This window comes from Streptomyces sp. NPDC048172 (assembly GCF_043202595.1).
Classification (GTDB): domain Bacteria; phylum Actinomycetota; class Actinomycetes; order Streptomycetales; family Streptomycetaceae; genus Streptomyces.
Genome location: NZ_JBIDAT010000009.1, coordinates 389,552 through 415,292 on the forward strand (window position 1 = coordinate 389,552; position 25,741 = coordinate 415,292).

Sequence of the window (25,741 nt, forward strand, 5' to 3'; positions counted from 1 at the left end):
CTTTCGTGCGGGAAACGTGGGACCGGGAGGTCGGGGACGGTGCGGCGTCGCTCATCCGGTGGCCGCCAGCACCGTCGTACGGCCGCCGAGCGCGGTGGAGAACTGGTCGGTGACCTGCGTCAGCGCCTCGGCGGCGCCCGGCGCGACACTCAGCCCGCCGTCCTCGCCCACGGTGAGGTCGGTGTCGAGCGTGAACCAGCCCTGGACGATGTGCCCGGCGCCCATCGAGCTGAGGACGGGGCGCAGTGCGTAGTCGATGGCGAGGACGTGCGCCGTGGTGCCGCCGGTGGCCAGCGGGAGGACGGTCTTGCCGGTCAGCGCGTACTGCGGGAGCAGGTCCAGCAGCGACTTGAGCAGCCCGGAGTAGGCCGCCTTGTAGACGGGCGTGCCGATCACCACGCCGTCGGCGCGCGCGAAGAGCTCGGTGGCCTCGGCGATCGCCGGGTGCCGGACGTCGGCGCCGAGCAGGGCCTCGGCGGGCAGCGTACGGACGTCCAGCGGCACGACCTCGTGCCCCTGGGACGCGAAACGTTTGTCGAGGTGCCGCAGCAGCCGCGCGGTACGGGAGGTCGCGGAGGGACTTCCGGAGACGGACAGGACGAGGGCCATGCGGGGACCTTTCGTACGGCGGGGGGGGGACGGGCTTGCGAGGCGGCGAGGCCGTGCATGTGGGCACGCCGCGTCAGGGCCGGGCGGCGTACGCACGGAGGGGATCCCGGAATTCACAGCCAATGGCCGGAACACGGAACACGGAATGCGGCGGAGAGAGGCGAGCGGCGAGCGGCTTGGTCACCGGGCGTCAACGCGGCGCGGTGCGCGGGGCGTTGAGGAGAAAGTGAGGCCGGCGTCGGCTGCGGGGCGTCAGCGGCAGCGACAACAGGTGCTGGAGACACGCGCGAGGTCGACGTGGCGTCGCCGCGTGAGGTCCAGTCGCTTCATGCCGCCGATCCAACCAGTGGCCTGTACAGCCGGTCAAGAACGCCTGAGGTGATTCCACATCCCGGACGCGGGCACCCGGCGCGGAACTCAACGCCGCCCCTCTCTCCTCCATCCCCCCCCCCGTCCCGCCGCCCCGGGGCCGCGGGGCCGCGCGTGCAGGAGCCGTGTCGGCCTGGATGATCGGAGGCATGATCGCCGAGTCCCTGTCCGTCGTCGCGCTCGTCGCGGTGCTGGTGTGCGCCGTCGTCCGGCCGTTCCGCCTGCCGGAGGCCGTGGTCGCCGTGCCCGCCGCCGGGGTGGTGGTCGCGGCGGGGGCGATCCCGTGGGCGCACGTGCGGGAGGAGGCGGAGCGGCTCGGTCCGGTGATCGGGTTCCTGGCGGCGGTGCTCGTCCTGGCGCGGCTCTGCGCGGACGAGGGGCTCTTCCGGGCCTGCGGCGCGTGGACGGCGCGCTGGGCGGCGGGCCGGCCGCGCAGGCTGCTGGGGGCCGTGTTCGCGCTGGCCTCGCTGATCACGGCCGCGCTGAGCCTGGACGCGACCGTGGTGCTGCTGACGCCGGTGGTGTTCGCGACGGCGGCCCGTATGGGCGTACGACCGAGGCCGCACGTCTACGCCAGCGCGCACCTGTCCAACACGGCCTCGCTGCTGCTGCCCGTCTCGAACCTGACGAATCTGCTGGCCTTCACCGCGACCGGGCTGACCTTCACCCGCTTCGCGCTGCTGATGACGCTGCCGTGGGCCGCCGCGATCGCCGTCGAGTACGTGGTCTTCCGCCGCTTCTTCGCCGCCGACCTGGACGCCCCGGCGTCGGCGGAGGGCGGCTCCGCGGTCGAGGGGCCGGTGCGGCTGCCGCGCTTCGCGGTGGTAACGGTTGCGGCGACGCTCGCCGGTTTCGCGGTGGCCTCGGCGTGCGGCGTCGATCCGGCGTGGGCCGCGGCGGCGGGCGCGCTCGTGATGGCCGTACGGGCGCTGCTGACCGGCCGCACCTCGGCGGTCACGCTCGTACGGGCGGCGCAGCCGTCGTTCCTGGCGTTCGTGCTCGCGCTGGGCGTCCTGGTGCGGGCCGTGCTCGACAACGGCCTCGGGGACGTACTGGGCCGGGTCCTGCCCGATGGGGTGGCCGGGGCCGACGGGGCCGACGGGGTCTCGCTGGCCGCGCTGCTCGGCACGGCGGCGGTGGCCGCGGTCCTCGCCAACCTCATCAACAACCTTCCGGCGGCGCTCGCCCTCGTCCCCCTCGCCGCGCCCGCGGGCCCCGGCGCGGTCCTCGCCGTCCTCATCGGCGTGAACATCGGGCCGAACCTCACCTACACCGGCTCCCTCGCGACCCTGCTGTGGCGCCGTATCGCGCACCAACACGAGCACGCGGTGGGCCTGCGCGAGTTCACCCTCCTCGGTCTCCTGACGACCCCGGCGGCCCTCCTCCTCGCCACGACCACCCTCTGGCTCTCCCTCCAGCTGCTCGGGACCGGGACCGGGGCCTGAGACCGGAGCCTGAGACCGGGATCAGGCGCCCGGCGGGATGTTCTGGTTGACGCGGAAAACGTTTGCCGGGTCGTAGGCCGCCTTGGCCCGGCGGAGCCGTGCGAAGCCCGCCTCCCCGTACGCGGCACGCAGCTCGTCGGCGGTGGCGTCGCGCGGCAGGTAATTCGCGTACGCGCCGCCCGCGCCGAACGGGCGGAGTACGGCGAGGAGTTCACGGACCCACGCCTGGTTCGCGCCGTCCTCCCCGGGCGCGTCCCAGGTCGCCTCGATCAGGACGTTGAACGGCGCGTGACGGAAGCCGACCGCCGTCTCCTCCGCCGGGCGGCGCGAGACGGCGCCGTGCAGATGCTCGACGGTGATCCCGTTGCGCGGCGAGGGCGCCCGGGCGGTGAACTCCATGAGGACGGCGACCACCTCCTCCGGGAGCCCGCGGAGCGTCGTCGTGCCCCAGTGGTGCCGCGCGCCCCACCCCACCAGCGGGTCCATGAAGCGCTGCCCCTCCACGTAGCTCCGCGCCGTGACCGAGTCCTCGGCCGGGGCGAGCGCGCGCAGCGCGGGGATCAGCGGGTCCTCGCCGGGCCCGTCGATCACGCGCGGCGTGACGAGGACCGTCGGCTCCCCCGTCGGCGCGTGCGTGAAGATGAACTCCGCGACGGAGCGGTCGGGCAGCTCGCCGGACGCGGCCATCTTCCGGAAGACGGCCGCCAGGCCGGGCGCGGACGGGAGCGGCCAGCCGAGGAACCCGGTGGTCATCCCGGAGACGGGGTGGACCGCGTAGTGGAACCCGGTCACCACGCCGAAGTTGCCCCCGCCGCCGCGCAGCGCCCAGTACAGCTCGGGCTCGCGCTCCGCGTCCGCCCGTACGCGCGAGCCGTCGGCCAGCACCACGTCGGCGGCGACCAGGTTGTCGACGGCCAGCCCGTACAGCCCCCGCAGCGCGCCGATCCCGCCGCCGAGCGTGAGCCCGGCGACGCCCGTGCTCGACACGACCCCGCCGGTGCTCGCGAGCCCGTGCTCCTGGGTGGCGCGGTCGTACTCGCCCCAGGTGGCGCCGGGCTGGGCGACGGCAAACGTCTGCCCGCCCGCGCGGGCCGCGGGTTCGACGCGTACGCCGCGCAGTCCGCCCATGTCGAGCATCAGCCCGCCGGACGCGACGGAGAGCCCCGCGCCGCTGTGCCCGCCGCCGCGCACGGAGAGCGGGATCCCGGCGGCGGCCGCCGTGGTGACGGCGAGCGACACGTCCGCGGCGGACGCGGCGCGCAGTACGGCGTCGGGGCGGCCGGGCAGCGAGGCGGTGTAGACGCGCAGCGCGCCCTCGTAGTCGGCCTCGTCCCCGTGGCGCCCCGCCGTGAACAGCGGTCCTTCGGCGCGGCGTTCGAGCTCGCGCGCCCACGCGGGGGCGCTCAGATGTTCCGGCATGACACACGTCTCCTCATCCGAAGATTCCGTAAGCGGAGCATTCTCCGTTTAACGTAACCGGAGAATGCTCCGCTTATCAACCGCGACTAGACTCCGGCCGTCGGGAGAAGCGGTACGGACGAGTGGCACGAACGAGTGGTACGGACTAGCCGTACGGACAGCTGCGGGAGTCGGGAATGGCGCGGGCCAGCGGGAGCAAACGGGAGCGGGAGGAACCGGTCCGGCTCCCCGTCGTGGGCGCCGAGCCGCCCGAACGGGCCGACGCCGCACGCAACCGGCAGAAGATCGTCGCCGCCGCCCGGTCGCTGACCGAGGAACGCAGCCTGGAGAAGATCTCCCTCGACGAGGTCGCCGAGGCCGCGGGTGTCGGCGTCGGCACGGTCTACCGGCGCTTCGGCGACCGTTCGGGCCTCGCCTACGCGCTGCTGGACGACAGCGAGCGCGCCCTGCAGAGCGCGTTCCTCCAGGGCCCTCCCCCGCTCGGGCCCGGCGCGTCGCCGTCGGCACGCGTACGCGCGTTCCTGCACGCCTACCTCGACCGGCTGCTCCGCGAGACGGACCTGCTGCTCGCCGCCGAGACCAGCGCGCCCACCGGCCGCTACACCGGCGCGTACGCCGCGCACCGCGCGCACCTGGCGGCCCTCGTCGCCGAGGCCCGCCCCGACGCGGACGCCGCGTACCTCGCCGATGCCCTCCTCGCCCCGCTCGCCGCGCCCCTGATCGTCCATCAGACCGTGGACCTCGGCATGGACGCCGACCGCGTGAAGGCCGGGCTCGACGCGCTGACGGAGGCGCTGCTGGGCGCGGGGCCGGGACGCCCGTAGCAGCGGGACGCCCGTAGCAGCGGGATGCCCATAGCGGTGCGGGACGCCCGTGGAGCGGGACGCCCGTAGAGCCGCATGCTCGTGACGCTGTGGAATCCTCAGGCCATGACGACCCCGAAGATCGAGCTGCATGTGCACCTGGAAGGCACGGTCCGGCCCGCCACGCTGCTGGAGATCGCGCGGCGCAACGGGGAGACGCTGCCCGCCGACACCGTCGAGGAGCTCGCGGAGCTGTACCGGTTCACGGACTTCGGGCACTTCCTCGACGTCTGGGGCATGACGACCAACTGCCTGCGCACCGCCGACGACTTCCGGCGGATCGTGGTCGACTACGCGCGCGAGGCCGCCGGGCACGGCGCGGTCTACGTCGAGGCAATCTTTTCGCCCGCCGAACGCGTGGAGGCCCAGGGGCTCGCCTGGGACGAGATCTTCACCGGGTACTGCGAGGGCGCCGTCGAGGCGCGCGAACGGTTCGGCCTCACCGTACGGTTCGCGCCCGATCTCTACCGCGGCTGCCCCGCCGACCTCGCCGAGGAGTGCGCGCGGGTGGCCGCGCGCTACCGGGACCGCGGAGTCGTCGGCCTCGGCATCGGCGGGAACGAGCGGCGCGGGCCCCTGGAGCCGTACCGCCGCGCGGTGGAGATCGCGCGCGACGGCGGGCTCCCCTTCGTCCCGCACGCGGGGGAGGCCGCCGGGGCCGACTCCGTACGCGAGGCCCTCGTACTCGGCGCGGTGCGCGTCCGGCACGGCATCAGGGCCGCCGAGGATCCGACGCTGCTCACCGAGATCGCCGGGCGGGGTGTGGTCCTCGACGTGTGCCCGACGTCGAACCTGCGCACCGGCGTCGTCCCCACCCCCGACGCGCACCCGCTGCCCCGGCTGCGCGCGGCGGGCGCGCTGTGCTCGGTCAGCACGGACGACCCCGCGATGTTCGGCACGGACCTCGGCCGGGAGTACGCGCTCGCGGCACGGCTCGGGCACACCGCCGGGGACGCGTACGCGGCGGGGCTCGCGGGCGCGCTGTGCGAGGAGCCGGTCCGCGCGTTCCTCGCCGAGGGCGCGCCGACGTCGGGCTGACCGCGCGCTGATCGGCGGGCTGACAGCGGGCTGACAGCGGGCTGACGGCGGGCTGACGTGGCTGGGCATGGCGGTCCGTGGCCCGGCGCGAAACGTGTGCCGACCGCTCATGGACGGCGGCGGGCGGTGTGGTCGACCATGACGGCAGGCACCGCTGATCGCACATCCCGGCACACCGCTCACCGTTCAGGCCTTGGCTCTGGCTCCGGCTCGGACTCTGGAGGGATCAGCCCTTGTCCGCCACGCCCGTCCGCCGTTCCGTGCCGTCCGCCGCCGAAGTCGTGATCGTCGGGGGCGGGGTGATGGGCGCGAGTGCCGCGTTCCATCTGGCCGAGGCAGGGGTGCGGGACGTCGTCGTGGTCGAGCGGGGAGCGCTCGGCAGCGGCAGTTCGGGCAAGCCCATCGGCGGCGTCCGGGCCCACTTCTCCGATCCCCTCAACATCGAGCTGGGTCTCCGGAGCCTGCGGGCCTTCGCCGACTTCCCGCGCCGTCCCGGCGCCGCGATCGGGCTCGACACGGTCGGCTATCTCTTCCTCCTCACCGACGAGCGGCAGCTCGCCGGGTTCGAGGCCGGTGTCCGTACGCAGAACGCGCTCGGCGTGCCCAGCCGCCTGATCACGCCCGGCGAGGCCCGCGCGCTGTGCCCGTACCTCGACACCGGCGGGCTGGTCGCGGCCGTGCACTCCCCCACCGACGGCCACGCCCGTCCGGCGCGCGTCGTACGCGGGTACGCGGAGGCCGCGGCGCGGGCGGGCGTACGGTTCGTCACCGGCGTCGAGGTCACCGGCTTCGACACCGCCGGGGACCGGATCACGGGCGTGCGCACCGACCGGGGGCGCATCGTTTGCCGGACCGTCGTGTGCGCGGCGGGCGCGTGGTCGGGGCGCGTCGGTGAACTGGCGGGCGTCCCGCTGCCCGTACGGCCCGTGCGCCGCCAGCTCGTGTTCACCGCGCCGCTGTCGCCGCCCGCGCCGCGCATCCCGTTCACGATCGACTTCGCGTCCACGGCGTACTTCCACAACAGCGACGACGGGCTGCTCTTCGGCCTCGCGGACCCGCGCCAGCGGGAGGGCTTCGACACGGCGTGGACGCCGGAGTGGCTGGAGCTGTTCCGCGCCGCCGTACGCGACCGCGCCCCGGCCCTCGCCGGGATGGAGACCGCCGGAGGGTGGGCGGGGCTGTACGAGGTCACGCCCGACCACAACGCGCTGATCGGCCGCTCGGGCGAGCTGGTCAACTTCCTCTACGCGACCGGCTTCTCCGGGCACGGCTTCCTCCAGGCGCCCGCCGTCGGGGAGCTCGTGCGCGATCTGCACCTGGAACGCGAAACGTTTGCCGACATCGCGCCCCTCAGCGCGGACCGCTTCGCGGCGGGCGCGGGGAACGACCGCCCGGAGGCGTACGTCGTATGAACGCTCTCCCAGGCAAACGTTCTCCCGGCGACCGCTCTCCCGGCGGCAACCGAAAGGCGGCACCCCGATGATCAGCCAGTGGCGGCTCCGCGCCGCCTTCGCCGCGCGGCTCTCGGCGATGTACGGCCGGGAGGTGCCCGCGTACACGACGCTCGTGGACGTCTCGCGCGAGGTCAACGAGGACGTGCTGCGCACACACGGCACCGAGGCGGCACGCCTGGGCTCCCCCGGCCGCGTCACCGCCGAGCGGCACGGCGCCATCCGCGTCGGCACACCGGCCGAACTCGGCCAGGTCGCCCGGGTCTTCGGCGCGCTCGGCATGCGCCCCGTCGGCTTCTACGACCTGCGCGAGGCCGCCGTCGGCGCGGCGGTGCCGGTGGTCTCGACGGCGTTCCGCCCCGTGGACGGGGAGGAGCTCGCCCGCAACCCGTTCCGGGTCTTCACCTCGCTCCTCACCCCCGCCGACCCGCGCTTCTTCGACGACGACCTGCGTACCGGGCTGGAGTCCTTCCTCGCCGCGCGCGAGCTCTTCCCGCCCGAACTGCTCGCCCTCGCCGACCGGGCCGAGGCCGAGCGGGAGCTGCCCGACGACGAAGGCGAACGTTTTCTCCGGCTCGCCGTCGCCGCCTTCGAGCTGTCCCGCGAACCGGTCGACAGGGCCTGGTACCGGACGCTGGAACGGGTCTCGGCCGTCGCCGCCGACATCGGCGGCGTCCGCAGCACCCACCTCAACCACCTCACGCCCCGCGTCCTCGACATCGACGACCTCTACGCGCGGATGACCGGCCGGGGCGTCGAGATGATCGACACCATCCAGGGGCCGCCGCACTGGGACGGCCCCGACGTGCTGCTCCGGCAGACGTCGTTCCGGGCCCTGGACGAGCCCCGGGCGCTGCGCGAACCGGACGGCACGGTGACCGAGGGCGCCCTGCGCGTACGGTTCGGCGAGGTCGAGGCGCGCGGCATCGCCCTCACCCCCGAGGGCCGGGAGCTCTACGACGGGATGCTCGGCCTGGTCGACGCCCGGCTCGCGGCGGAGCCCGGGGCCGTACGCGACGAGGTGGCCCGCGCCGTGTGGGCGGCGCATCTGCCCGCGACCGAACGGGAGCTGGGGGCGCGCGGCCTGGCGTACTTCACCTACCGGCTCTCCGCCGACCGCCCCCGCGACGGCTCTGGCCCGCCCACCGGCCTCGCCGCGCTCCTCGACGGGGGCTGGGTGCGCGCCGAGCCCGTCGTCTACGAAGACTTCCTGCCGCGCTCGGCCGCCGGGATCTTCCAGTCCAACCTCAGCGGCGCGGGCTCCCGCGACGACGCCCGCGAGGGCGCCGCGTACGACTCGGCCTGGCTCGCGGGCGCCGTGGACCGCGAGGTCCTCGACCCCTACGCCCTCTACGCGGGGCAGCGCGCGGACTCCCTCGCCCGCGTCGCACGGGAGCTGGACCTCCCGGAGATCACGGGGTTCGAGGGAGTCGCGGGCGTCGAGGGACTCAAGGGACTCAAGGGACTCAAGGGACTCAAAGGGCTTCAGGGAATCGCAGGGCACCAAGGAAGCGAAGGAGTCGTATGACCGCCACCGATCAGCCCGTGCTGCCCTCCACCGACGCGCTGCGGGCCCGTGCGCTCGGGTGTCTGGAGCGGATCGGGGTCGTGCCGCCGGACGGCGCGGACCTCGTCGCCCGTACGCCCCTCACCGGCGAGGAGCTCTTCGGGCTGGCCGGTGCGGGGCCTGAGGACGCCGGGCGCGCGGTGGACGCCGCGTACGAGGCGTTCCCCGCCTGGCGTGCGACCCCGGCGCCGGAGCGGGGCGTACTCGTGCGCCGTATGGGCGAGTTGCTGCGCGAGCACAAGGGCGACGTGGCCGACCTCGTCACCATCGAGGCCGGGAAGATCCGCTCGGAGGCGCTGGGCGAGGTCCAGGAGATGATCGACATCTGCGACTTCGCCGTCGGGCTCTCCCGCCAGCTCTACGGCCGTACGATCGCCTCCGAACGCCCTGGTCACCGGCTCGCCGAGACGTGGCACCCGCTCGGGGTGGTGGGCGTGATCTCCGCGTTCAACTTCCCCGCCGCGGTGTGGTCCTGGAACACGGCGGTCGCGCTGGTCTGCGGCGACACCGTCGTCTGGAAGCCGTCGGAGCTGACCCCGCTGACGTCCCTGGCCTGCGCCGGGCTCCTCGCGCGGGCCGCCGAGGAGACGGGCGCGCCCGGCGCGGTGCACCAACTGCTGCTGGGCGGGCCCGCGGTGGGCGGGCGGCTGGTGGACGATCCGCGGGTGGCGCTGGTCAGCGCGACGGGCTCGACGCGCATGGGCCGCGAGGTCGGGCCCCGCGTCGCGGCCCGGCTGGGCCGCTCCCTGCTGGAGCTGGGCGGCAACAACGCGGCCGTCGTCGCGCCCTCCGCCGACCTCGGTCTCGCCGTCCAGAGCATCGTGTTCGCCGCAGCCGGTACGGCCGGGCAGCGCTGCACGACGCTGCGCCGCCTCATCGTCCACCGCGACATCGCGGGGCAGTTGACCGAACGGCTCACCGCCGCCTACCGCAAGCTCCCCGTCGGTGACCCCTTCGACGCACGGACCCTGGTGGGCCCGCTGATCTCCACCGCGGCGTACGACCGGATGCGGGAAACGCTTGCCCGAACGGAGAAGGAGGGCGGCACCCTACTGACCGGGGGCGACCGCCGTCTCGCCGGGGCGGCGCCGCACGCCGCGTACGTCGCGCCCGCGCTCGTCAGCGCCGCCGAACAGACCGCCGTCGTACGGGAGGAGACGTTTGCCCCGGTCCTCCACGTCCTCACGTACGACACGCTGGAGGAGGCGATCGCCCTGCACAACGGGGTCCCGCAGGGCCTCTCCTCCAGCATCTTCACCCGCGACCAGCGGGAGGCCGAGATCTTCCTGTCCCCGGAGGGCTCCGACTGCGGCATCACCAACGTCAACATCGGCACGTCCGGGGCCGAGATCGGCGGCGCGTTCGGCGGCGAGAAGGACACGGGCGGCGGCCGCGAGTCCGGCTCCGACGCCTGGCGCGCGTACATGCGCCGCGCGACGAACACCGTCAACTACTCCGGGACGCTCGCCCTCGCGCAGAACGTCAGCTTCCTCTGACCCGCCCTGCGGTCCCACTCGTTCGCCCGATCGGGCGGACCCGGGCACGGAACGGTCAGGATTGCCGCCGTACCGGTCCGATCGCGGGGGCGTGAGCGCTGACACACTCTGGTGCCATGCCTTGACACCCAGACCACGAACGGACCACAGAGGGGAACTGGGCGTGCTATCCATAGGCTTGGTCACGAACGACAACAAGCATCTGTCCTACCTGCTCGGCCTGGCGCTCGACCGGTTCCAGATCGAGATCGCGCTGTGCGGCAGCAGCGTCCTGGACGCGGTGTCGCGGCCCGAGTCGGGGAAGGTGGACATCTGGCTGGCCCGGCTGACCGAGCGGACGCCCGAGGTGTGGCGGACGCTGGCGCCCGGCCGGGACGACCCGTCGCAGCCGTCGCGGCCGGTGCCGCTCGCGGTGGTGTGCGACGGGGGCGAGACGCAGGTGGCGGACGCCCTGTCGCACGGGGTGTCCGCCGTCATCCTCCCTGACGACAGCGCCTTCGACACGGCGGCGGGGGTGCACGCGGCGGCCTCCCGCGAGCTGTTCATCTCGCCCCGCCTGCTGCGGCGTCTCGACGACAGACTGACCGACGCGCTGGCGTCCCGGATGCCCCGTACGGACACGCTGACCGACCGGGAGGAGCGGGTGCTGGCGCTGATGGCGGACGGGCTGTCCAACGCGGACATCGGCCGTTCCCTGCACATCAGTCCGGCCACGGTCTCCACGCACGTCGGGAACATCCTGCGGAAGCTGGAGGCCAGGAACCGGACCGAGGCGGTGACCACCGGCATGGAATGGTCGCTGATCGCCCGCCCGGTCCGGCGTCCGTAAGGGGGTGCTGCCTACCCGTCCCCGTCGAGGTCCCCGTTGAGGTCGCGCCCGTCGAGGTCGTGCCCATCGAGATCGTGGAACTCGGAGACGAAGAGCGTGCGCGGCTCCTCGCGGTCGTCGAACCCCGCAGAGGACGCCAGCATGAACTGCACCTTGCGCGCCCCGGGCGGCTGCTCGCAGGTGTGCGTCACGAAATTCAGCATCGTCAGATACGGAATCGTGAGCTGAAGCCGCTCGATACGGTCCTCGCGCAGCGTGACCTGTTTCAGCTCCGAGAACGCGTCGGGCAGCAGCTTTTCCACCCGGCGGCTCGGATGCCAGATCATATGGCGCAGGGTCCGGCGTTCGATGAGCGGATACTCCGCCCATTCCGTCGTGCTGCCGTCTCCCATACGCGCGCGGGTCAGCAGATGGATATCCGTGTTGCCCGGATTGGGCGCGAAGAATGTGGTGACCGGAATGGCCGTGTTGATGGGATCGATCCGGTTGAGGAACTGCGGCGTCTTCCGGAACTGTTTCGCGACGGTGAGCCCGATCCACGTCGTCAGCACGCCGTAGAGGCCGTATCGGGAGGCGGTGGCGAGCTGGCTCATGAGCGGACTCCCTTCGCGGCACCGAGGGTCGAGTGCTGCGCCCGCACCCACTCGACGGCCTCGACGACGTGCTTCGCGTGCTGTTCGGCCAGCACCAGCGTCTCGTGCCCCGCCTCGTCCACGAGGTCGTGCCGTGAGACCTGCGACAACTGAGCCAGCTCGCGCTGGAGTTCGGTGTGCGTGGGGTCGCTCCGTACGGTCTCCCCCGCCGTCAGCACCGCGACCGGCATGGCGGGGCCCGCCTCCAGCCGCATGGCGTCGGGGGACCACCACCGCTGCGACTGGTCGAGCTCGCGCAGCGCCGTGCGCCACACGCGGGGGTGCGCCATGCAGTCGCGGGTGGCCGCCGCGTACTCCCCCGGCAGGGTGTCCATCTGGTCCATCCGCCCCGAGCGGCGCAGCAGTCCGGCCGTGGCCTGGAGGTACGTGGTGGTCATCCGCTGCTTGATCCACGGCAAGGCCTCGCGCTGCCGCGGCGAGCGCCGGAACTGCTCCGGGTGCGAGGCGTCCGCGAGGACCAGCCCGCCGACGAGTTCCGGGTGGCGGCGCGCGAAGCTCCGGACCAGCAGCCCGCCGATCGAGTGCCCGACCAGCACGTACGGGGGTTCGACGCCGAGCTCGCCCAGGAGCGCCAGCAGGTCGCGGGAGGCCGCGTCGGCGTCCTGCCGCCGCCGGACCGTGTCGCTCCAGCCGGTGCCGGGACGGTCGTACGCCACGTAACGGGTGCCGGGCCGCAGCCCCTTGAGCACCCAGCCCCACTCGGTCGCGGGTGAGGCGAGCCCGTTCTCGAAGACGACGGTGGGCCCGGCGTCGGTCTCCGCGTCCGCGGCGTCCGTACGGGCGAGGACGTGCACGTTCCGCCCGGCGACCGGGACGAGCCTGCCGGGCATCGAGCGCGTCAGCCGTTCCCGCCGGGTCCGGGCCGCCTGCCGCGCCGCGACGCCCGCGAGCACCGCGGCACCGGCTCCGGCGAGCACGGCGCCGCGCCGTACGCCGGGGCGGCGCAGCGCCTCGGACGCGCGTACGAGAGCGGTGGGGACGGGGGCCGTGGGGACGGAGGCGGTGGGGGCGGGGGCAGAAGGGGCGGCCGGGGTGGAGCCGAGGGAGCGCGAGACGTGCGCGAGCGCCGGGTACGTCGAGCAGTACGACCAGATGAAGCGGTTGAGGCCCATGAAGCGGGCGTTGGCCAGGTGGAACGCCGTACCGGAGGCGAGGATGCCGCGCGCGACGGGCTTCGGCGCGACCAGCACCAGCGGGAACGCCATCTCGCCGAGGATCGTCGCCCACGCCACCGACTTGGCCAGCCAGGGCCGGTCGCGGACGGCCTCGAAGAAGCGGGAGTCGCCGAACATGTTCGTCCGGAAGATCTCCGGGATGGCCGTGCCGTCGCGCCAGACCGGCGAGATGAGCTTGGCGGCGCCGGAGGTGAAGTACGCCATGCAGACCTGCGCGGCGAGGAACTTGGCCAGCGCCTCACGGGCCCGTGGGTCGTGTCCGAACGCCTTCTCGGCGGCGGAGACCGCGTAGTTGACGAAGGTGAGGTGGTCGGAGCCGTCGAGGCCGTAGCCGGCCATGCGGGTGTGCAGGCCGTGCGCGGTGGCGCACATCGTGGCCGACAGGACGCCGCGCTGGGCGCGGGTGGCGCCGGGGAGCACCAGTCCGAGCCCGGCGAGCGCCCGGGTCTGCACGAGCCCGACGACGTTGGGGTAACCGAAGATCTTCCCCAGCCGCTCGGGGCCGAGGCGGCGCCACCACATCGGGGAGCGCAGCTTCATCACCGGCCAGCCGAACATCCCGTCGTCGGCCAGGGTCGAGGAGCTGGCGAGCTGTTCCAGCGCACCGATCGTCGCGCCCACCGAGGTGAGCGTCTCGACCGTGCGGAAGACCGTGTCGAGGTCGTCCTGGCCGCCCCAGAGGGGTGGAACGGACGTGTGCGGGCTCATGATTCCTCCGGCGGGGGTCGGGAAGGGCCGTGATCGGGGTGGCGTGCGCCGGGTTCCGGCGCCGCCCGGGGCTTGGCGTGGCACGGGGTCGCCCCGGGCGGCACCGGAGGTCACTCGGGGATCAGGCCATTCCGGGGTGGCCGCTGATGAGCGCGTTCACCGAACGCCCCGCCGTACGGCCGGCGTCGGGCATCGACCCCTCCTGGTCGTGGTAGCCGAACGCCTTGGCGAACGAGGTGGCCGGGCCGAGCGCGCAGCCGACGGCACCCGCCACCGTGAGCGCGATCAGCGGGGTGAAGAGGACGGGGACGACGCGGTCGGTCGGGGCCACGTAATGCCCCTCGTGCGTGGTCGCGTTCTGCCGCGCCCACTTCGCCACGGGGGATTCCTGGGTCAGGGTGGTCATGGAGAGCTCCTTTCTCGGGAAGCACTCCGAAACTAGGCGCCGTGCCACCGGCCCCGGCATCGTGCGAGAACACCGTCGTCCACCCCAGAAAGGGAAGTCCAGGGGATTGACAGCGTGGAGCCCTAACAACTTTCACGGGACGGAGTCAATCCGCAGACCTTCGCTCATTTCCCGTGCGGCGGTCCTGCGAAGTCCCGATGCGGCTCTCTACGACACGAGCGTAGATTCTCCAGCGGAAACCCGGAAGAGACCGGAAGAGACCGGAAGAGTACGGACACTTGGGGAGGCGGCGGATGACGGAATCCGGCCAGGCGGACGACGCGGTCAGGGGCGCCACCACGTCGCTGATATTCGGCTTCGCGTTCTCCCAGGTTTGCGGAACGCTCTCGCGCCTGGGAATTCCCGAGGCATTCGGCGCGCGGGAAGAGGAACGGGACGACGGCGTGCCGGACGACGGCACCCGGTCCGTGGACGCGCTCGCGCTCGCCACCGGCACGCACCCCGGCGCGCTGCACCGCCTGCTCCGCGCCGGGGCCGCACTCGGCCTGCTGGCCCCGCACGGCGGCGGCCGGTTCGCGCTCACCCCGCTGGGGCAAGCGTTTCGCGACGGTCCCGGGCCGCGCGCGCTCGCCGCCCTGTACGGGGACCCGTCGGTGTGGCGGGCGTACGGCGCGCTGGAGGACTCCGTGCGCGACGGCAAGCCCGCCTACGACCTGGCGAACGGCGTCGGCCTGTACGAGGCACTCGCGTCCGGCGGCCCGTCGGCCGCCCGTTTCCACGCCGCGATGAGCCTGGTGACCGCCGCGCAGACGCCGGTGATCGTGGGGCACTACGACTTCGGCCGGTTCGCGCACGTCGTCGACGTGGGCGGCGGCGACGGCACGCTGCTCGCCGCCGTGCTCACCGCGCACCCGCGCGTACGGGGCACGCTGCTGGAGACCGGCGCGGTGCTGCGCGAGGCGGGGGCCACGCTCGACGCCGCCGGGGTGGGCGACCGCTGCGGGACGGTGGACGGCGACTTCCTCACGTCCGTACCGGCGGGCGGCGACGCGTACGTCCTGAAGAACATCCTGCACAACTTCGACGACGCCGCCTGCGTGCGGATCCTCCGCAACTGCCGCGACGCCGCGCACCCCGAGGGACGGGTCGTCGTGCCCACGCTCGTGCTGCCCGAGGACGGTGATGTGACGGGCAGTCAGGAGGACGCGGCGCTCATGACGTTGAGCGACATCGAGATGATGGTGCTGACGCCGGGGAGGGAGCGGACCCTCGCCGAGCACGTCCGGCTGTTCGCGGCGGCGGGCCTCGCCCTCTCGGCCACCGTCACCCTTCCCGGCCTGCCGGGACACGCTGTTCTGGAGGCGCGTCCCGCCCGGTAGGGTCCGGCGTGTTCATGGCGTCGGAGGTCCGGAGGGGCAAGGGTGCTGTTGCGGAAGCTGCCGTTTCTGCCGGGCGTCGGAAAACGTTTGCGTGCGGACCACAGAGCGGGCGAGCGCGACCCGGAGGTGCTGCGCGGCCTGGCGTGCGGCGCGCATCTCGCGTACGCGAACGGCGACGCCTGGAACACCGTCGTGGACCCCAGCCCCTCCCCCCGCTGGGAGCGCACCCGGCTGAAGACGACGTGGGGTGTCACCTCGCGCGAGGAGTGGCTGGAGACGCAACGGCGGCTGCTCGACGGCGAGATCTCCACGTTCGGCTGGGACCTGGCGCTGGACGTCCGCGAAGAGCTGTCTCCGCACGGCGGGCACGGCGGACGCGGTGGTTTCGGTGGTCCCGTGACCGGCGCGGCGTGGGCCGAGGGGATCGCGCGCACCCTGCGCGAGCGGCTCGGGTCCGGCGCGGCCGACGGCCCCGCCGAGGCGCTGGCGAAGGAGGCCGCGCGCGTGCCGCGTTACGAGGAGCGGTTCCGCGCCGACGGCCTGCTCGACGGTGGCGCGCGGGTGCGCCGGACCCTCGCCTGGGACCTGGGCCGGGCGGCCAACATGGCCTGCTGGGGCGTGAACGCGGGCTTCGCCCAGGCCGACGAGGCCCGCGCGGCCCTCCGTTCGGCGGGGGAACTGGCGCGGAAGGCGTACGGCTCGTGGGCCGAGTTCTCCACCGCGTACGTCCTGGGGCGCTGTCTGCACTTCGACGAGGACGCGCTCGGCACCTGGTACCGCGAGGTCCGCGACTCGCACCGGCTGCTGACCCACCACCCCGACAGCCCGTGGACGACCGGCCCGCTGCACGACGGGCCAGGCGGCGGTCCGGGCGCCGGGCACGGTGGCGGCCCGGGCGCCGGGCACGGTGGCGGCCCGTTCGGCGCCCCCGCCGGAGGGATGCCGGGTCATGGCCGCTGAGGAGTACGACCTGGTGGTGCGCGGCGGCACGCTCGTGACCGCGGGCGGCTCCGGGCGGGGCGACCTGGGCGTCGGCGGGGACGGCCGGATCGCGCAGCTCGGCGGGGCGATGCGCGGGCGCCGCGAGCTGGACGCCTCCGGCGCGTACGTCCTGCCGGGTGCCGTCGACACGCACGTCCACCTCCAGGCCGTGGCGCCGGGGCCCGACGACGAACCCGGCTTCGTCGACGACTTCGCGTCCGGCTCCCGCGCCGCGCTCGCCGGGGGCGTCACCACGCTGGGCAACATGACGTTCCCCGGACCCGGCGGACCGGGCGTGGAGGAGGCCGTGGCCCGCGATCTGGCGGCGGCCCGCGCGCAGTCGGCCGTGGACTACGTGCTGCACCCCGGCGTGTTACGCGCTGACGACTCCTCGCTCGCGGCGATCCCGGCACTGGCGGCGCAGGGGCACATGAGCGTCAAGCTGTTCATGATGTCCCTGGACGAGGAGGCGGACCCGAGCCGCCTGGTCGCCGCGGTCAAGCGGGCCGGTGACGCCGGGATGCTCACGCTGGTGCACTGCGAGGACGGGGCGCTGACCCGGTTCGTCGCCGCGGACCTGTCCGCCTCCGGGCGGGACGCGCTGGCCCACTACCCCGACAGCAGACCGGACTTCACCGAGGCGGCGTCGGTCGAACGGGCGGTCGCGGTGTGCCGGGCGACCGGGGCGCCGGTCTGCCTCGTCCACCTCTCCTCGGAGGCGGCGCTGAACGCGGCCCGCCGCGCCCGCGCGAGCGGCCTGCCCGTGTACGTCGAGACCCGCCCGCTCTATCTCCACCTCACCGCCGAGGCGCACGCCGGGTCCGACGGCGCCCGCTTCATCGGCATGCCGCCGCTCCGGCAGGCAAACGATTCCCGTGCGCTGTGGAACGGGCTGGCCGACGGCTCGGTCGACACCGTGGCGACCGATCACGCGCCCTGGTTCCTCCGCGACAAGCTCTCGCCCGAGCACCGGCTCACCGCGCCCCGCGCGGGCGTCGCCGAGCTGGAGACGATGGTGCCGATGCTCTACGACGCGGGCGTACGGACCGGGCGCCTCTCCCTGGAACGGCTCGTCGCCGTCACCGCCACGGCTCCGGCCCGTCTGCACGGCCTCTATCCGCGCAAGGGCACCCTCGCCCTCGGCGCCGACGCGGACCTCCTCGTCCTCGACCCGGACGAGGAGCGGGTGATCGACGGCTCGGCCATGGAGTCCCGCGCGGGCTACTCGGTGCACGACGGCCGCCGCGTCCTCGGCTGGCCCCGCTTCACCGTCAGCCGGGGCGAGGTGGTCTACGCCGACCGCGTGGTCACGGCCCGCCCGGGCCGGGGCCGCTGGCTGCGGCGCACCCGTACGGGGCGGCCGACGTGAGGAACTCTATGCGTTTCGCATGGATTCTGGTCTAGCCTGGCCGTATGGAACCTTCACCGTCACCTTCGCCTCCGCCTTCGCCTTCGCCTTCGCTGGAAGCAGCCGTCAACGAGTGGCACGCGAGCGTGAACGAGGGCGACCTGGAGCGGTCGGCGCGCGCCGTCGGCGACCCGGTCGTCGTGCTGGGCCCGAAGGGCGCGGGGCCGATCACGCCCGGGCAGTTCGCGGAGTGGGTCGAGCGGTCGGGGATCAGGCTGGTCCCGCGCTCGTGGCATCCGGTCAGCGCCCGCCTCATGGTCGTGGAGGAGGACGCCACCTGGCCCGCGAGCCCGAAGCCCACGCGGGTGGCGACGGTGTTCCGGGTCGGGGCCGCGAGGAAGGCCGGGGCCACGGAGAAGGTCACCGCCGCCCTCCGGCTGCCGGACCTGAGGTCCGCGCTGGAGCTGGCCTACGTGTGCCGCGAGATGGCGGCCACCGAATGAGCGGCCCGGGCCCCGGGGAGACCCTCTTCGCGTTCGTACGGCACTGGTCGCGCAAGTCGTCGGGCGGGGATCCCGCCGTCGCCGAGCGGGGGCGGCTCGTCCTCGTCACCGAGGCCGTCCACGCCCTGGAGCTGCGCGGGGCGGCCGCGACGGTCAACGCCGTCGCCGACGAGATCGGCATCGACCAGAGCGGCGCGTCCCGCCTGCTCAAGTCCGCGACGGAGGCCGGGTACCTGGCCCTGCGGACGTCGGAGACCGACGCCCGCAGGCGCCGGGCCACGGTCACCCCCTCCGGCGGCGCCCTGCTGGAGCACGCCCACGCGTGGCAGGAGCAGGTCTTCGACCGGCTGACGGAGGGATGGAGCGAGCAGCGGCGGCGCGACTTCCGGCAGGCGATGACGGAGCTGGTCGACCGGTCCCGCACGCTGGACGTATGAGCGCACCGCCCGGCCGCTGATCACTCTCCGGACGGCTGGACGATGCGCGCGGTCGCGGTCGCGGTCGCGGTGACCAAAGAGACGGTGGGGCGTAACGTTCGTCGGATGTGCCCGTGCGGTCCGGGGCGCAGAGTGCTCGTCATGTCAGCGACAGATACATCGACTTCCCCGTCCGGCGCCTGGTTCCCGGGGCGGGTCGTCGGAGGAGTGACACTCGTCCTCGGGCCCGTCGTGTGGTGCGTGGGGCTGCTGCTGCGCCATCTGGCCGTCGAGACGGCGGGGTTCACCTCGGCGCAACGGGCGGCGTTCGACCGGCAGATGTTCGACGCCCCCGAGGAACTGGCCGCGTACCAGGTGAACCCCGGGCTGGTCACGGCGGGCTACGCGTGCTTCGCCGCGGGCACCGTGCTGCTGTGCTTCGCCGTCGTCGCGCTCGCCCGGTTCGTCGCCGTCAGGTCCCCGAGGCTCGCCTGGGCGGGCGGCACGCTCGTGATGGTGGGCCTCTTCTCGCGCCTGTACTGGGCCGGGGTCGACCACACCGCCTTCCAACTCGTCGAACCGCTGGGCCTGAAGAAGGCCACCGCGATGGTGCTGGACCTCTACACCGACATCTCCTACGGGCCGTGGCGCATACCGATCACGGCCGCCTTCGGGCTGTACGTCGGGATGCCGGTGCTGGCCGCCGGAGCCTGGCGGGCGAGCCTGTTCGGTACGGGACGGCTGCTGCTGTTCCTCTTCGCGGGAACGGCGTGGACCGGCGTGCTCAAGGGCAGCGGGCTCTTCGACGGGGTCGCCTACGCCGCCGCCCTGTGTGCGGTGCTCGTGCCGTTGGGCATCCGCGTGCTGCGTGCGGGGGCGCCCGCTCACGGCCGTGGGCCATGGAAGATCCTGAGCTGGTGAGACCCCACCTGCGCGGCCCGGGCCGCTGGCCCGTTCCGCTCGCCGCCTTCTGCGGTGCCTTCCTTCCGTCGGCGCTGCCCGGCGCGCCCGCTCCCCGAATCGAGCTGCCGGGGCCCGTACTCGTCCAGGCCGCCGTGGTCGGGGCGGTCGCGGCGGTGGCGGCAGCGACTGTGGTGGCGGCGGTCGGGGATGCGAAGGCTGCGCGGCGGGAGTGGCAAAAGTGGCGGGAGTGGCCGCTCCTCCTGGTCGCCGCGTCGGACGCGCTGGTCAGGACGCCGGGGCTGCTGGTGGCGGTGGCCTCTTACCTCGTGGCGACGACCTGGCGACGCCCCCGCCACCTGGTGCTCTACGCCGTGGCGGCGAGCCTGTTGGTGACCGTGCCCCGCCCCGGCGTGGACCTCGCTTCCACCCTCGGCGGCGCGCCGTTGTTCGTCTGGCTCCCGATGTCCCTCGGCCTGTGGACCGGCGCCCGCAGGCAGGTCGTGACCGGGTTGCGCGAGCGGGCCGCGCGGCTGGAGCGGGAGCAGGCCGTGCGGACGGAACAGGCGCGGGCGCAGGAGAGGGCCCGTATCGCGCACGACATGCACGACGTGGTGTCCCACCGGGTCTCGCTGATGGTGCTGCGGGCGGGGGCGTTGGAGATCAGCACCGCCGACGAGGGGACGGCCCGGGAGGCGGAGCTCATCCGGAGGACCGGGAAGGAGGCGCTCACCCAGCTCAGGGCCGTGCTCGGGGTGCTGACCACGGCGGACGAGGAGGAGCGCTTCAGGGCGCAGCCGGTCCTGGCCGATCTGGACCGGCTGCTCGACCAGTCCAGGTCGGCTGGCTTCGCCGTGGAACGCCGGGACGAGGGCACCGCGGCGGACGTGCCCCCCATGGTCGAACACACCGCCTACCGGGTCGTGCAGGAGGCCCTCACCAACGTCCACAAGCACGCGGGGGCGACGGCCAAGGCGGGGGTCACGGCGCAGGTCACGGCGCGGGTCACAGTGCGGGTCGCGGTGCGCCATCTGCCCGCCGCGCTGGAGGTCACGGTCGAGAACACCGCGCCGGGCGGCCCTGCCCCGTACCTCCCCGGCAGCGGGCTCGGGCTCCTCGGCCTGCGCGAGCGCGTCGAACTGCTGGGCGGCCGGTTCACCGCCACGCCTCGGCCCGACGGGGGATTCGTCGTCCGTGCGAGGCTCCCCACATGATCCGCGTACTGGTTGTCGACGACGAGGCCCTCGTCAGGGGCGGGCTGCGCATGATCCTGGAGACCGCGGAGGACATCGAGGTCGTCGCCGAGGCGGGCACCGAAAGCGAGGCCGTCGGCGACGCACTCCGGCACCGCCCGGACCTCGTGCTGATGGACGTGCGGATGCCTGGCATGGACGGGGTGACCGCGTTGACGGAGATCAACCGGCGGCCGAGCCCGCCGAAGGTCGTCATGCTCACCACCTTCGACCGCGACGAGTACGTGCACGCGGCGCTGCGCGCCGGGGCCGAGGGGTTCCTGCTCAAGGACATCGCGCCGCGCGACCTGATCGCGGCGGTCCGTACGGTGGCCGCAGGCGGGGCCATGGTCTCGCCGACCGTCACCAGGCGGCTGATCGACGCCTTCACCCGGCAGGAGACCCCGGACGCCCGCGCGGCCGGTCGGCGGTTGTCCGTACTGACCGCCCGTGAGCGGCTGGTCGTGGGCGCGGTGGCGCGCGGGCTGTCGAACGCCGACATCGGGCGCGAGGCCGGCATGACCGAGGCCACCGTGAAGGTCCATGTGAGCCGCTCGCTCACCAAGCTGGAGCTGTCCAACCGGGTGCAGATCGCGCTTCTCGTGCGCGACGCCGGGGGCACGGAATCCGGGACCGCGGCCGAGTGACGGAGCCGTCCACCCTCCGCATTCGGTACCGATCAGTACCAAGTGAGGAAAGAAGACGGTACCGATCGGTTCCGAAATCGGCCGAGCGCGGCTACGCTGGCCCGTATGGCGACCCGTGCACGTGACCGACTGATCCGTACGGCCATGGAGTTGTTCTCCGACGTGGGCATCCAGGCCGTGGGCGTGGAGCGGCTGCTCGATGCGTCCGGGGTGGGGCGCGCCTCGTTCTACCGGCACTTCGGCAGCAAGGAGGACCTCGTCGCCGCCGCACTGCGGGAGCGGAGCCTCGGCTGGCGCACCTGGCTGGCCGAGCAGGTCGCGGCGCGCGGCGGCGAGCCGCTCGCCGTCTTCGACGTGCTCCAGGAGGACTGCGCCCAGAGTGCCTACAGGGGCTGTACGTTCACGAACGCGGCGGCCGAGTTCACCGACCCGGAGTGCCTGGTCCGGCAGGTCGTGCGGGAGCACAAGGACGCCGTCGCGGAGTTCCTCGCAGGGCTCGTGCGCGACGCCGGTTACGCGGACGAGGGCCCGCAGGCCGACGCGCTCGGCGCCGATCTGCTGCTCCTGATGGACGGCGCCACCGTGACGGCGGCCCGCGAGCACAGCCCCGAGCCCGTCGCCCGCGCCCGCCATGTCGCGGCCCGCCTCCTCGCCGCCACCGACGCCGATCTCGTGGCCGATGGCGCCGTCGCCGCCGACGCCGGGAGCGCGCGCGAACGGCCGTACGTGCACGGCCTCGCCTGAACGCACGTCCCGTCCCTGTCCTGGCGAGCCCCCGAGAGGACGCCGCATGACCCGCTTCGCGCGCATCGCCTACACCCCGTCCGTCCGCGCGGCCCAGGAGGAGAACGGCAGCGCGCTCGCCGCCCGGCGCCAACTCGGGCCCACGGGCGGCCGTACCGACGATCCCGATCCGCTCGGCCCTGACGAGGCCGCGTTCCTTGCCGAGACCGACGGCTTCTACCTCGCGAGCGTGGGCGACACGGGCTGGCCGTACGTGCAGTACCGGGGCGGTCCGCCCGGCTTCCTGCATGTGCTGGACCCGGGCACGCTCGCGTTCACCGACGTGCGCGGCAACCGGCAGTACATCACCACGGGCAACGCCAGGAACGACGACCGCGTGGCCCTGTTCGTCATGAACTACGCGGCCCGCGCCCGGCTCAAGCTCTACGGCCGTATGACCGTCCGGGGCCTCGACGAGGACCCCGCCCTCACGCAAACGCTTGCCGAGCCGCGCACCGACGGCCGCCCCGAACGGCACCTCGTGATCGCCGTCGAGGGGTGGAACTGGAACTGCCCGCAGCACATCACGCCCCGCTTCTCCGAGCGCGAGGTCTCCGCCGCGCTCGCGCCCGTACGGGAGCGGATGCGGCTGCTGGAGGAGGAGAACGAGGACCTCCGGGCCCGCCTGGAGCGGTACATGGAACGGGCCGAGGCGGCGGGCTGAGGCGGCGGCCCGGGCAACTCCCTTCCGTGTTCGGAGCCTTGTGGGCGCCTCCCCCGGCTGTTTGACTGCGCTCCGTCAGCCAGCCCGGCACCGGGGAGGGCCCCATGGAGTTCACTCGACGTCATGTGCTGTCCCTCCTGGCCGCCAGCGGCCTGGCGGCCGTGCTGCCCAACTTCGCGCAGGCGGCCCAGCCCCCGGACGCGGGCGACGGCACCGGCACCGACAACACCGGCGGCGCGGCCGCCGCCGACCCCGGCCGCCTCCTCGCCAACGCGCTCGGCGTCCTCGCCGGGACGGCCGAGTCCAACGCGCGCCCCGAGACGGCCGCCAAGCTCGCCGCCGTCGAGAAGACCGCCCGCACCCACCTCGCGGCGCTGACCGACGCGGGCGAGAACGAGCTGTTCAAGGGCCTGCCGCTGGGCACGGACGACGCGAACCTCAACACCACGTACAAGCAGCTCTACGAGATCGCGCTCGCCACCCGCACCCCCGGCGGCGGTCTCGACGGGGACGCCGCCACGCAGCGCCGCGTGGTGGAAGCGTTTGCCCGGCTCCACGACCGCTGGTACGGCGACCAGGACAAGGGCTACTACGGCAACTGGTTCAACTGGGAGATCGGCATCTCCACCAGCGCCACCGCCAACCTGCTGCTGCTCACCGAGCGGATGGCGGAGGAGCGCCCGGCGCTGCTCCGCACGTACATCGCCTCCATGGACGCCTATCTGCGCAACGGCAAGGACGGCGACGTCGACCTCGACTCGCGCTTCCACACCGGCGCCAACCTCGCCGACATCACCACCAACCGCCTCCTCCAGGGCGCCCTCCTCGGCGGCGCCGACGGCGAGGCCCGGGTCCGCAAGGCCCTGGAGGACCAGCTCACGGTCTACGCGACGATCGACCCGTACGACCTCAAGCACGGGGTCACGGACGGTTATTACGCGGACGGGAGCTTCGTCCAGCACCACTCGGTCGCCTACACCGGCTCGTACGGCAAAGGTTTGCTCACGCGCTCCGTGCAGACCCTCAAGTATCTCGACGGGACGGGCTTCGCGGACACCTCCGCGCTCGTCCCCGTCATCCACCGCTGGGTGACCGAGGGCTTCGCGCCGGTGATCTTCGAGGGCTGGATGATGGAGATCGTCAAGGGCCGCGCGGTCTCCCGCACGACCGGGGGCTACGCGGACACCGGCGCCGTCTCCGAGGCCGTCACCGACCTGTCCGACTACGCGACCGGCGACCGGGCCGCCGCGCTGAAGAGCTACGTCAAGCATCTGCACGCCGCCGCGCGCCCGGCCCCCGATCCCGCGCGCTTCGTCTCACCGCTCACCGTCGTGCGGTACGCGGCGATCCTCGCCGACGGAGCTGTGCCCGCCGCCGACCTCAACCCGGACCGGCGCTGCACCGCGTTCAACGCGATGGACAAGACCGTGCACCGGCGCCCCGGCTGGGCGTTCGCGCTCTCGCGCAGCTCGGACCGGATCAGCAAGTACGAGTACATGAGCGGCGAGAACCTGATGCCCTGGTTCCAGGGCGACGGCGCCCACCACCTCTACCTCGCCGGACAGGACCAGACGGAGGCGTTCGGCGCCGACCACTACGTCACCGTCTCCCCCTACGGCCTCGCGGGCGTCACGGCACCGGTCGAGAGACGGCAAACGATTCCCGAGCTGTACGGCAAGCCGTACTACGACAACCCGGACCACCCGCTGCACTTCACGGCGTCCTCCGAGTCGCAGAACACCTACGTCTACTTCCCGCGCGGCACCCACCCGCACTCCGGCGGCGCCGTCCTGGACGCGTACGGAGCCGCGGCGCTGGTGCAGTCCGACGACGTGCCGTACGCCCACCGCGAGCGGCTCCCCGACGACTTCACCGTCTACCGCAACGCGACGGCCACCAAGTCCTGGTTCCTGCTGGACGACGAGATCGTGGTCCTCGCCGCCGACGTCGGCGACCCCGCGGGCCGCCCCGTGACGACCACGGTCGACGCCCGCGCGGCGGCCCCCGGCGACGAGATACGTCTCAGCGGCGCCCGCGCGGACGGCGGCCCCTGGACCGGTACGGGCACGGCCCGCCTCCGCTGGCTGCGCTGGGCCGACGCCACGCGGCACACCGCCGTCGGCTACGTCTTCCTGCGCGGCCCCGGCCCCGAGGGCGCCCCTCCCCCGGTCACCGTCTCCCTGGAGTCGGTCACGCGCAGCCGCCGCACCGTCCGTACCGCGAACCCGGACACGGCCGCGACACGGCGGGTCTTCGGCGCGACGTTCCACCAGAAGGCAAACGCTCGCCCCCGGTCCCTCGCCTACGCGCTGGTCCCGGGCGCGACGGAGCGGGCGCTGCGCGCGTACGGCGAGCACGGTGAACGGTCCGGGGACGGGCCGCTCACCGTGCTCGCCAACTCCCGCCGCCTCCAGGCCGTCCGGCACTCCCGGCTCGGCCTGACCGCCGTGAACTCCTTCACGGCGGGGCCCCACCGGCTCCCCGGGCTGCGCCTGGACGGCCCGGCGTCGGTCCTGGTCCGCGAGGAGGGCAAACGTCTCGCGCTCGCCGCCTCGGACCCGACGACCGGCCGCGACACCCTCACCGTCCTGCTGCGCGGCCGCCGCCTGACGCCGGTCACGGCGGACAAGGGCGTCGAGGTCCGCACCGCGCCCGGCGGCACCCTCGTCACGTTCCCGGTCCGCCACGCCTACGGCCGCAGTTACACGGCCACCCTCCGGGAACGCTGAGGGGCCTGGCAGAATCCCGGCCCTGTGACTCCACTCACGCGTAGACGCGCGGGCTTCCTGCGTCGGTGGCTAAGCCGCCGCGCAGAGGACCAGCCCGGCCCTGTTGAGGACGTTCGTCGCGCCGACGTGGT

24 protein-coding genes are annotated in these 25,741 nt (G+C 73.7%); 18 read left to right on the forward strand and 6 right to left on the reverse strand.

The window, feature by feature from the left end:
• Window positions 1-51: 51 nt before the first annotated feature.
• Together ssuE and ACGF3A_RS35765 are read right to left on the reverse strand one after the other, a co-directional pair.
• A complete protein-coding gene (gene ssuE, locus ACGF3A_RS35760) occupies window positions 52-609 on the reverse strand; it encodes an NADPH-dependent FMN reductase (protein ID WP_393734632.1) in 558 nt (185 codons plus the stop codon).
• Window positions 610-861: 252 nt separating this feature from the next.
• A complete protein-coding gene (locus ACGF3A_RS35765) occupies window positions 862-939 on the reverse strand; it encodes a putative leader peptide (protein ID WP_393734678.1) in 78 nt (25 codons plus the stop codon).
• A gap of 188 nt (window positions 940-1,127) precedes the next feature.
• Here ACGF3A_RS35765 and ACGF3A_RS35770 point away from each other — a divergent pair, with 188 nt between their 5' ends.
• A complete protein-coding gene (locus ACGF3A_RS35770) occupies window positions 1,128-2,423 on the forward strand; it encodes an SLC13 family permease (protein ID WP_393734633.1) in 1,296 nt (431 codons plus the stop codon).
• 21 nt (window positions 2,424-2,444) lie between these two features.
• Here the strand turns inward: ACGF3A_RS35770 and ACGF3A_RS35775 are convergent, their stop codons facing one another.
• Window positions 2,445-3,842 (reverse strand): FAD-binding oxidoreductase, encoded by a 1,398-nt coding sequence (locus ACGF3A_RS35775; protein ID WP_393734634.1) that lies wholly within the window; start codon window positions 3,840-3,842, stop codon window positions 2,445-2,447.
• Window positions 3,843-4,018: 176 nt separating this feature from the next.
• On the opposite strand from ACGF3A_RS35775, the gene ACGF3A_RS35780 reads away from it, so the two are divergent.
• From ACGF3A_RS35780 to ACGF3A_RS35805, 6 genes are all read left to right on the forward strand, one after another.
• Window positions 4,019-4,666 carry a TetR/AcrR family transcriptional regulator gene (locus tag ACGF3A_RS35780; protein ID WP_393734635.1) on the forward strand — a complete coding sequence of 216 codons (648 nt, stop codon included), beginning with the start codon at window positions 4,019-4,021 and terminating at the stop codon, window positions 4,664-4,666.
• Between the two features lie 105 nt (window positions 4,667-4,771).
• Window positions 4,772-5,743: an adenosine deaminase gene (gene add, locus ACGF3A_RS35785; protein ID WP_393734636.1), complete on the forward strand. Its 972-nt coding sequence runs from the start codon at window positions 4,772-4,774 to the stop codon at window positions 5,741-5,743.
• A gap of 233 nt (window positions 5,744-5,976) precedes the next feature.
• On the forward strand, window positions 5,977-7,155 hold the full coding sequence (locus ACGF3A_RS35790) for an NAD(P)/FAD-dependent oxidoreductase (RefSeq protein ID WP_393734637.1): 1,179 nt from the start codon (window positions 5,977-5,979) through the stop codon (window positions 7,153-7,155).
• Between the two features lie 67 nt (window positions 7,156-7,222).
• Window positions 7,223-8,722 (forward strand): 2-oxoadipate dioxygenase/decarboxylase family protein, encoded by a 1,500-nt coding sequence (locus ACGF3A_RS35795; protein ID WP_393734638.1) that lies wholly within the window; start codon window positions 7,223-7,225, stop codon window positions 8,720-8,722.
• Entirely contained in the window at window positions 8,719-10,257 is a 1,539-nt protein-coding gene (locus tag ACGF3A_RS35800) for an aldehyde dehydrogenase family protein (protein WP_393734639.1), read from the forward strand. The genes ACGF3A_RS35795 and ACGF3A_RS35800 overlap by 4 nt, the downstream gene beginning before the upstream one ends.
• Window positions 10,258-10,435: 178 nt before the next feature.
• A complete protein-coding gene (locus ACGF3A_RS35805; RefSeq protein ID WP_393734640.1) occupies window positions 10,436-11,086 on the forward strand; it encodes a response regulator transcription factor in 651 nt (216 codons plus the stop codon).
• 11 nt (window positions 11,087-11,097) lie between these two features.
• Here the strand turns inward: ACGF3A_RS35805 and ACGF3A_RS35810 are convergent, their stop codons facing one another.
• The 3 genes from ACGF3A_RS35810 to ACGF3A_RS35820 all read right to left on the reverse strand — a co-directional run bounded on the left by ACGF3A_RS35810 (window position 11,098) and on the right by ACGF3A_RS35820 (window position 14,028).
• On the reverse strand, window positions 11,098-11,679 hold the full coding sequence (locus ACGF3A_RS35810) for a hypothetical protein (RefSeq protein WP_393734641.1): 582 nt from the start codon (window positions 11,677-11,679) through the stop codon (window positions 11,098-11,100).
• Window positions 11,676-13,622 (reverse strand): alpha/beta fold hydrolase, encoded by a 1,947-nt coding sequence (locus ACGF3A_RS35815; RefSeq protein ID WP_393734642.1) that lies wholly within the window; start codon window positions 13,620-13,622, stop codon window positions 11,676-11,678. Before ACGF3A_RS35815 ends, ACGF3A_RS35810 begins: the two co-directional genes overlap by 4 nt.
• A gap of 121 nt (window positions 13,623-13,743) precedes the next feature.
• Window positions 13,744-14,028, reverse strand: coding sequence for a hypothetical protein (locus ACGF3A_RS35820; protein ID WP_393734643.1), 285 nt, complete (start codon window positions 14,026-14,028; stop codon window positions 13,744-13,746).
• 293 nt (window positions 14,029-14,321) lie between these two features.
• Between ACGF3A_RS35820 and ACGF3A_RS35825 the strand changes: the two genes are divergently transcribed.
• The 11 genes from ACGF3A_RS35825 to ACGF3A_RS35875 all read left to right on the forward strand — a co-directional run bounded on the left by ACGF3A_RS35825 (window position 14,322) and on the right by ACGF3A_RS35875 (window position 25,610).
• Complete coding sequence (locus ACGF3A_RS35825; protein ID WP_393734644.1) at window positions 14,322-15,407, forward strand: methyltransferase; 1,086 nt, start codon at window positions 14,322-14,324, stop codon at window positions 15,405-15,407.
• Between the two features lie 87 nt (window positions 15,408-15,494).
• A complete protein-coding gene (locus tag ACGF3A_RS35830) occupies window positions 15,495-16,367 on the forward strand; it encodes a DUF1266 domain-containing protein (protein ID WP_393734645.1) in 873 nt (290 codons plus the stop codon).
• Window positions 16,357-17,757, forward strand: a complete 1,401-nt coding sequence (locus ACGF3A_RS35835) for a dihydroorotase family protein (protein WP_393734646.1) — start codon at window positions 16,357-16,359, stop codon at window positions 17,755-17,757. The genes ACGF3A_RS35830 and ACGF3A_RS35835 overlap by 11 nt, the downstream gene beginning before the upstream one ends.
• Before the next feature lie 125 nt (window positions 17,758-17,882).
• Window positions 17,883-18,239: a hypothetical protein gene (locus tag ACGF3A_RS35840; protein ID WP_393734647.1), complete on the forward strand. Its 357-nt coding sequence runs from the start codon at window positions 17,883-17,885 to the stop codon at window positions 18,237-18,239.
• Window positions 18,236-18,676 carry a MarR family winged helix-turn-helix transcriptional regulator gene (locus ACGF3A_RS35845; protein WP_393734648.1) on the forward strand — a complete coding sequence of 147 codons (441 nt, stop codon included), beginning with the start codon at window positions 18,236-18,238 and terminating at the stop codon, window positions 18,674-18,676. Before ACGF3A_RS35840 ends, ACGF3A_RS35845 begins: the two co-directional genes overlap by 4 nt.
• A 141-nt stretch (window positions 18,677-18,817) precedes the next feature.
• A complete protein-coding gene (locus ACGF3A_RS35850; protein WP_393734649.1) occupies window positions 18,818-19,576 on the forward strand; it encodes a hypothetical protein in 759 nt (252 codons plus the stop codon).
• Complete coding sequence (locus tag ACGF3A_RS35855) at window positions 19,573-20,769, forward strand: sensor histidine kinase (RefSeq protein ID WP_393734650.1); 1,197 nt, start codon at window positions 19,573-19,575, stop codon at window positions 20,767-20,769. Before ACGF3A_RS35850 ends, ACGF3A_RS35855 begins: the two co-directional genes overlap by 4 nt.
• A complete protein-coding gene (locus tag ACGF3A_RS35860) occupies window positions 20,766-21,434 on the forward strand; it encodes a response regulator (protein WP_393734651.1) in 669 nt (222 codons plus the stop codon). The genes ACGF3A_RS35855 and ACGF3A_RS35860 overlap by 4 nt, the downstream gene beginning before the upstream one ends.
• Before the next feature lie 105 nt (window positions 21,435-21,539).
• Window positions 21,540-22,178 carry a TetR/AcrR family transcriptional regulator gene (locus tag ACGF3A_RS35865; RefSeq protein WP_393734652.1) on the forward strand — a complete coding sequence of 213 codons (639 nt, stop codon included), beginning with the start codon at window positions 21,540-21,542 and terminating at the stop codon, window positions 22,176-22,178.
• Window positions 22,179-22,224: 46 nt separating this feature from the next.
• A complete protein-coding gene (locus ACGF3A_RS35870) occupies window positions 22,225-22,881 on the forward strand; it encodes a pyridoxamine 5'-phosphate oxidase family protein (RefSeq protein WP_393734653.1) in 657 nt (218 codons plus the stop codon).
• A 104-nt stretch (window positions 22,882-22,985) separates the two neighbouring features.
• On the forward strand, window positions 22,986-25,610 hold the full coding sequence (locus tag ACGF3A_RS35875; RefSeq protein ID WP_393734654.1) for a polysaccharide lyase family 8 super-sandwich domain-containing protein: 2,625 nt from the start codon (window positions 22,986-22,988) through the stop codon (window positions 25,608-25,610).
• The last annotated feature ends 131 nt before the right edge of the window (window positions 25,611-25,741 follow it).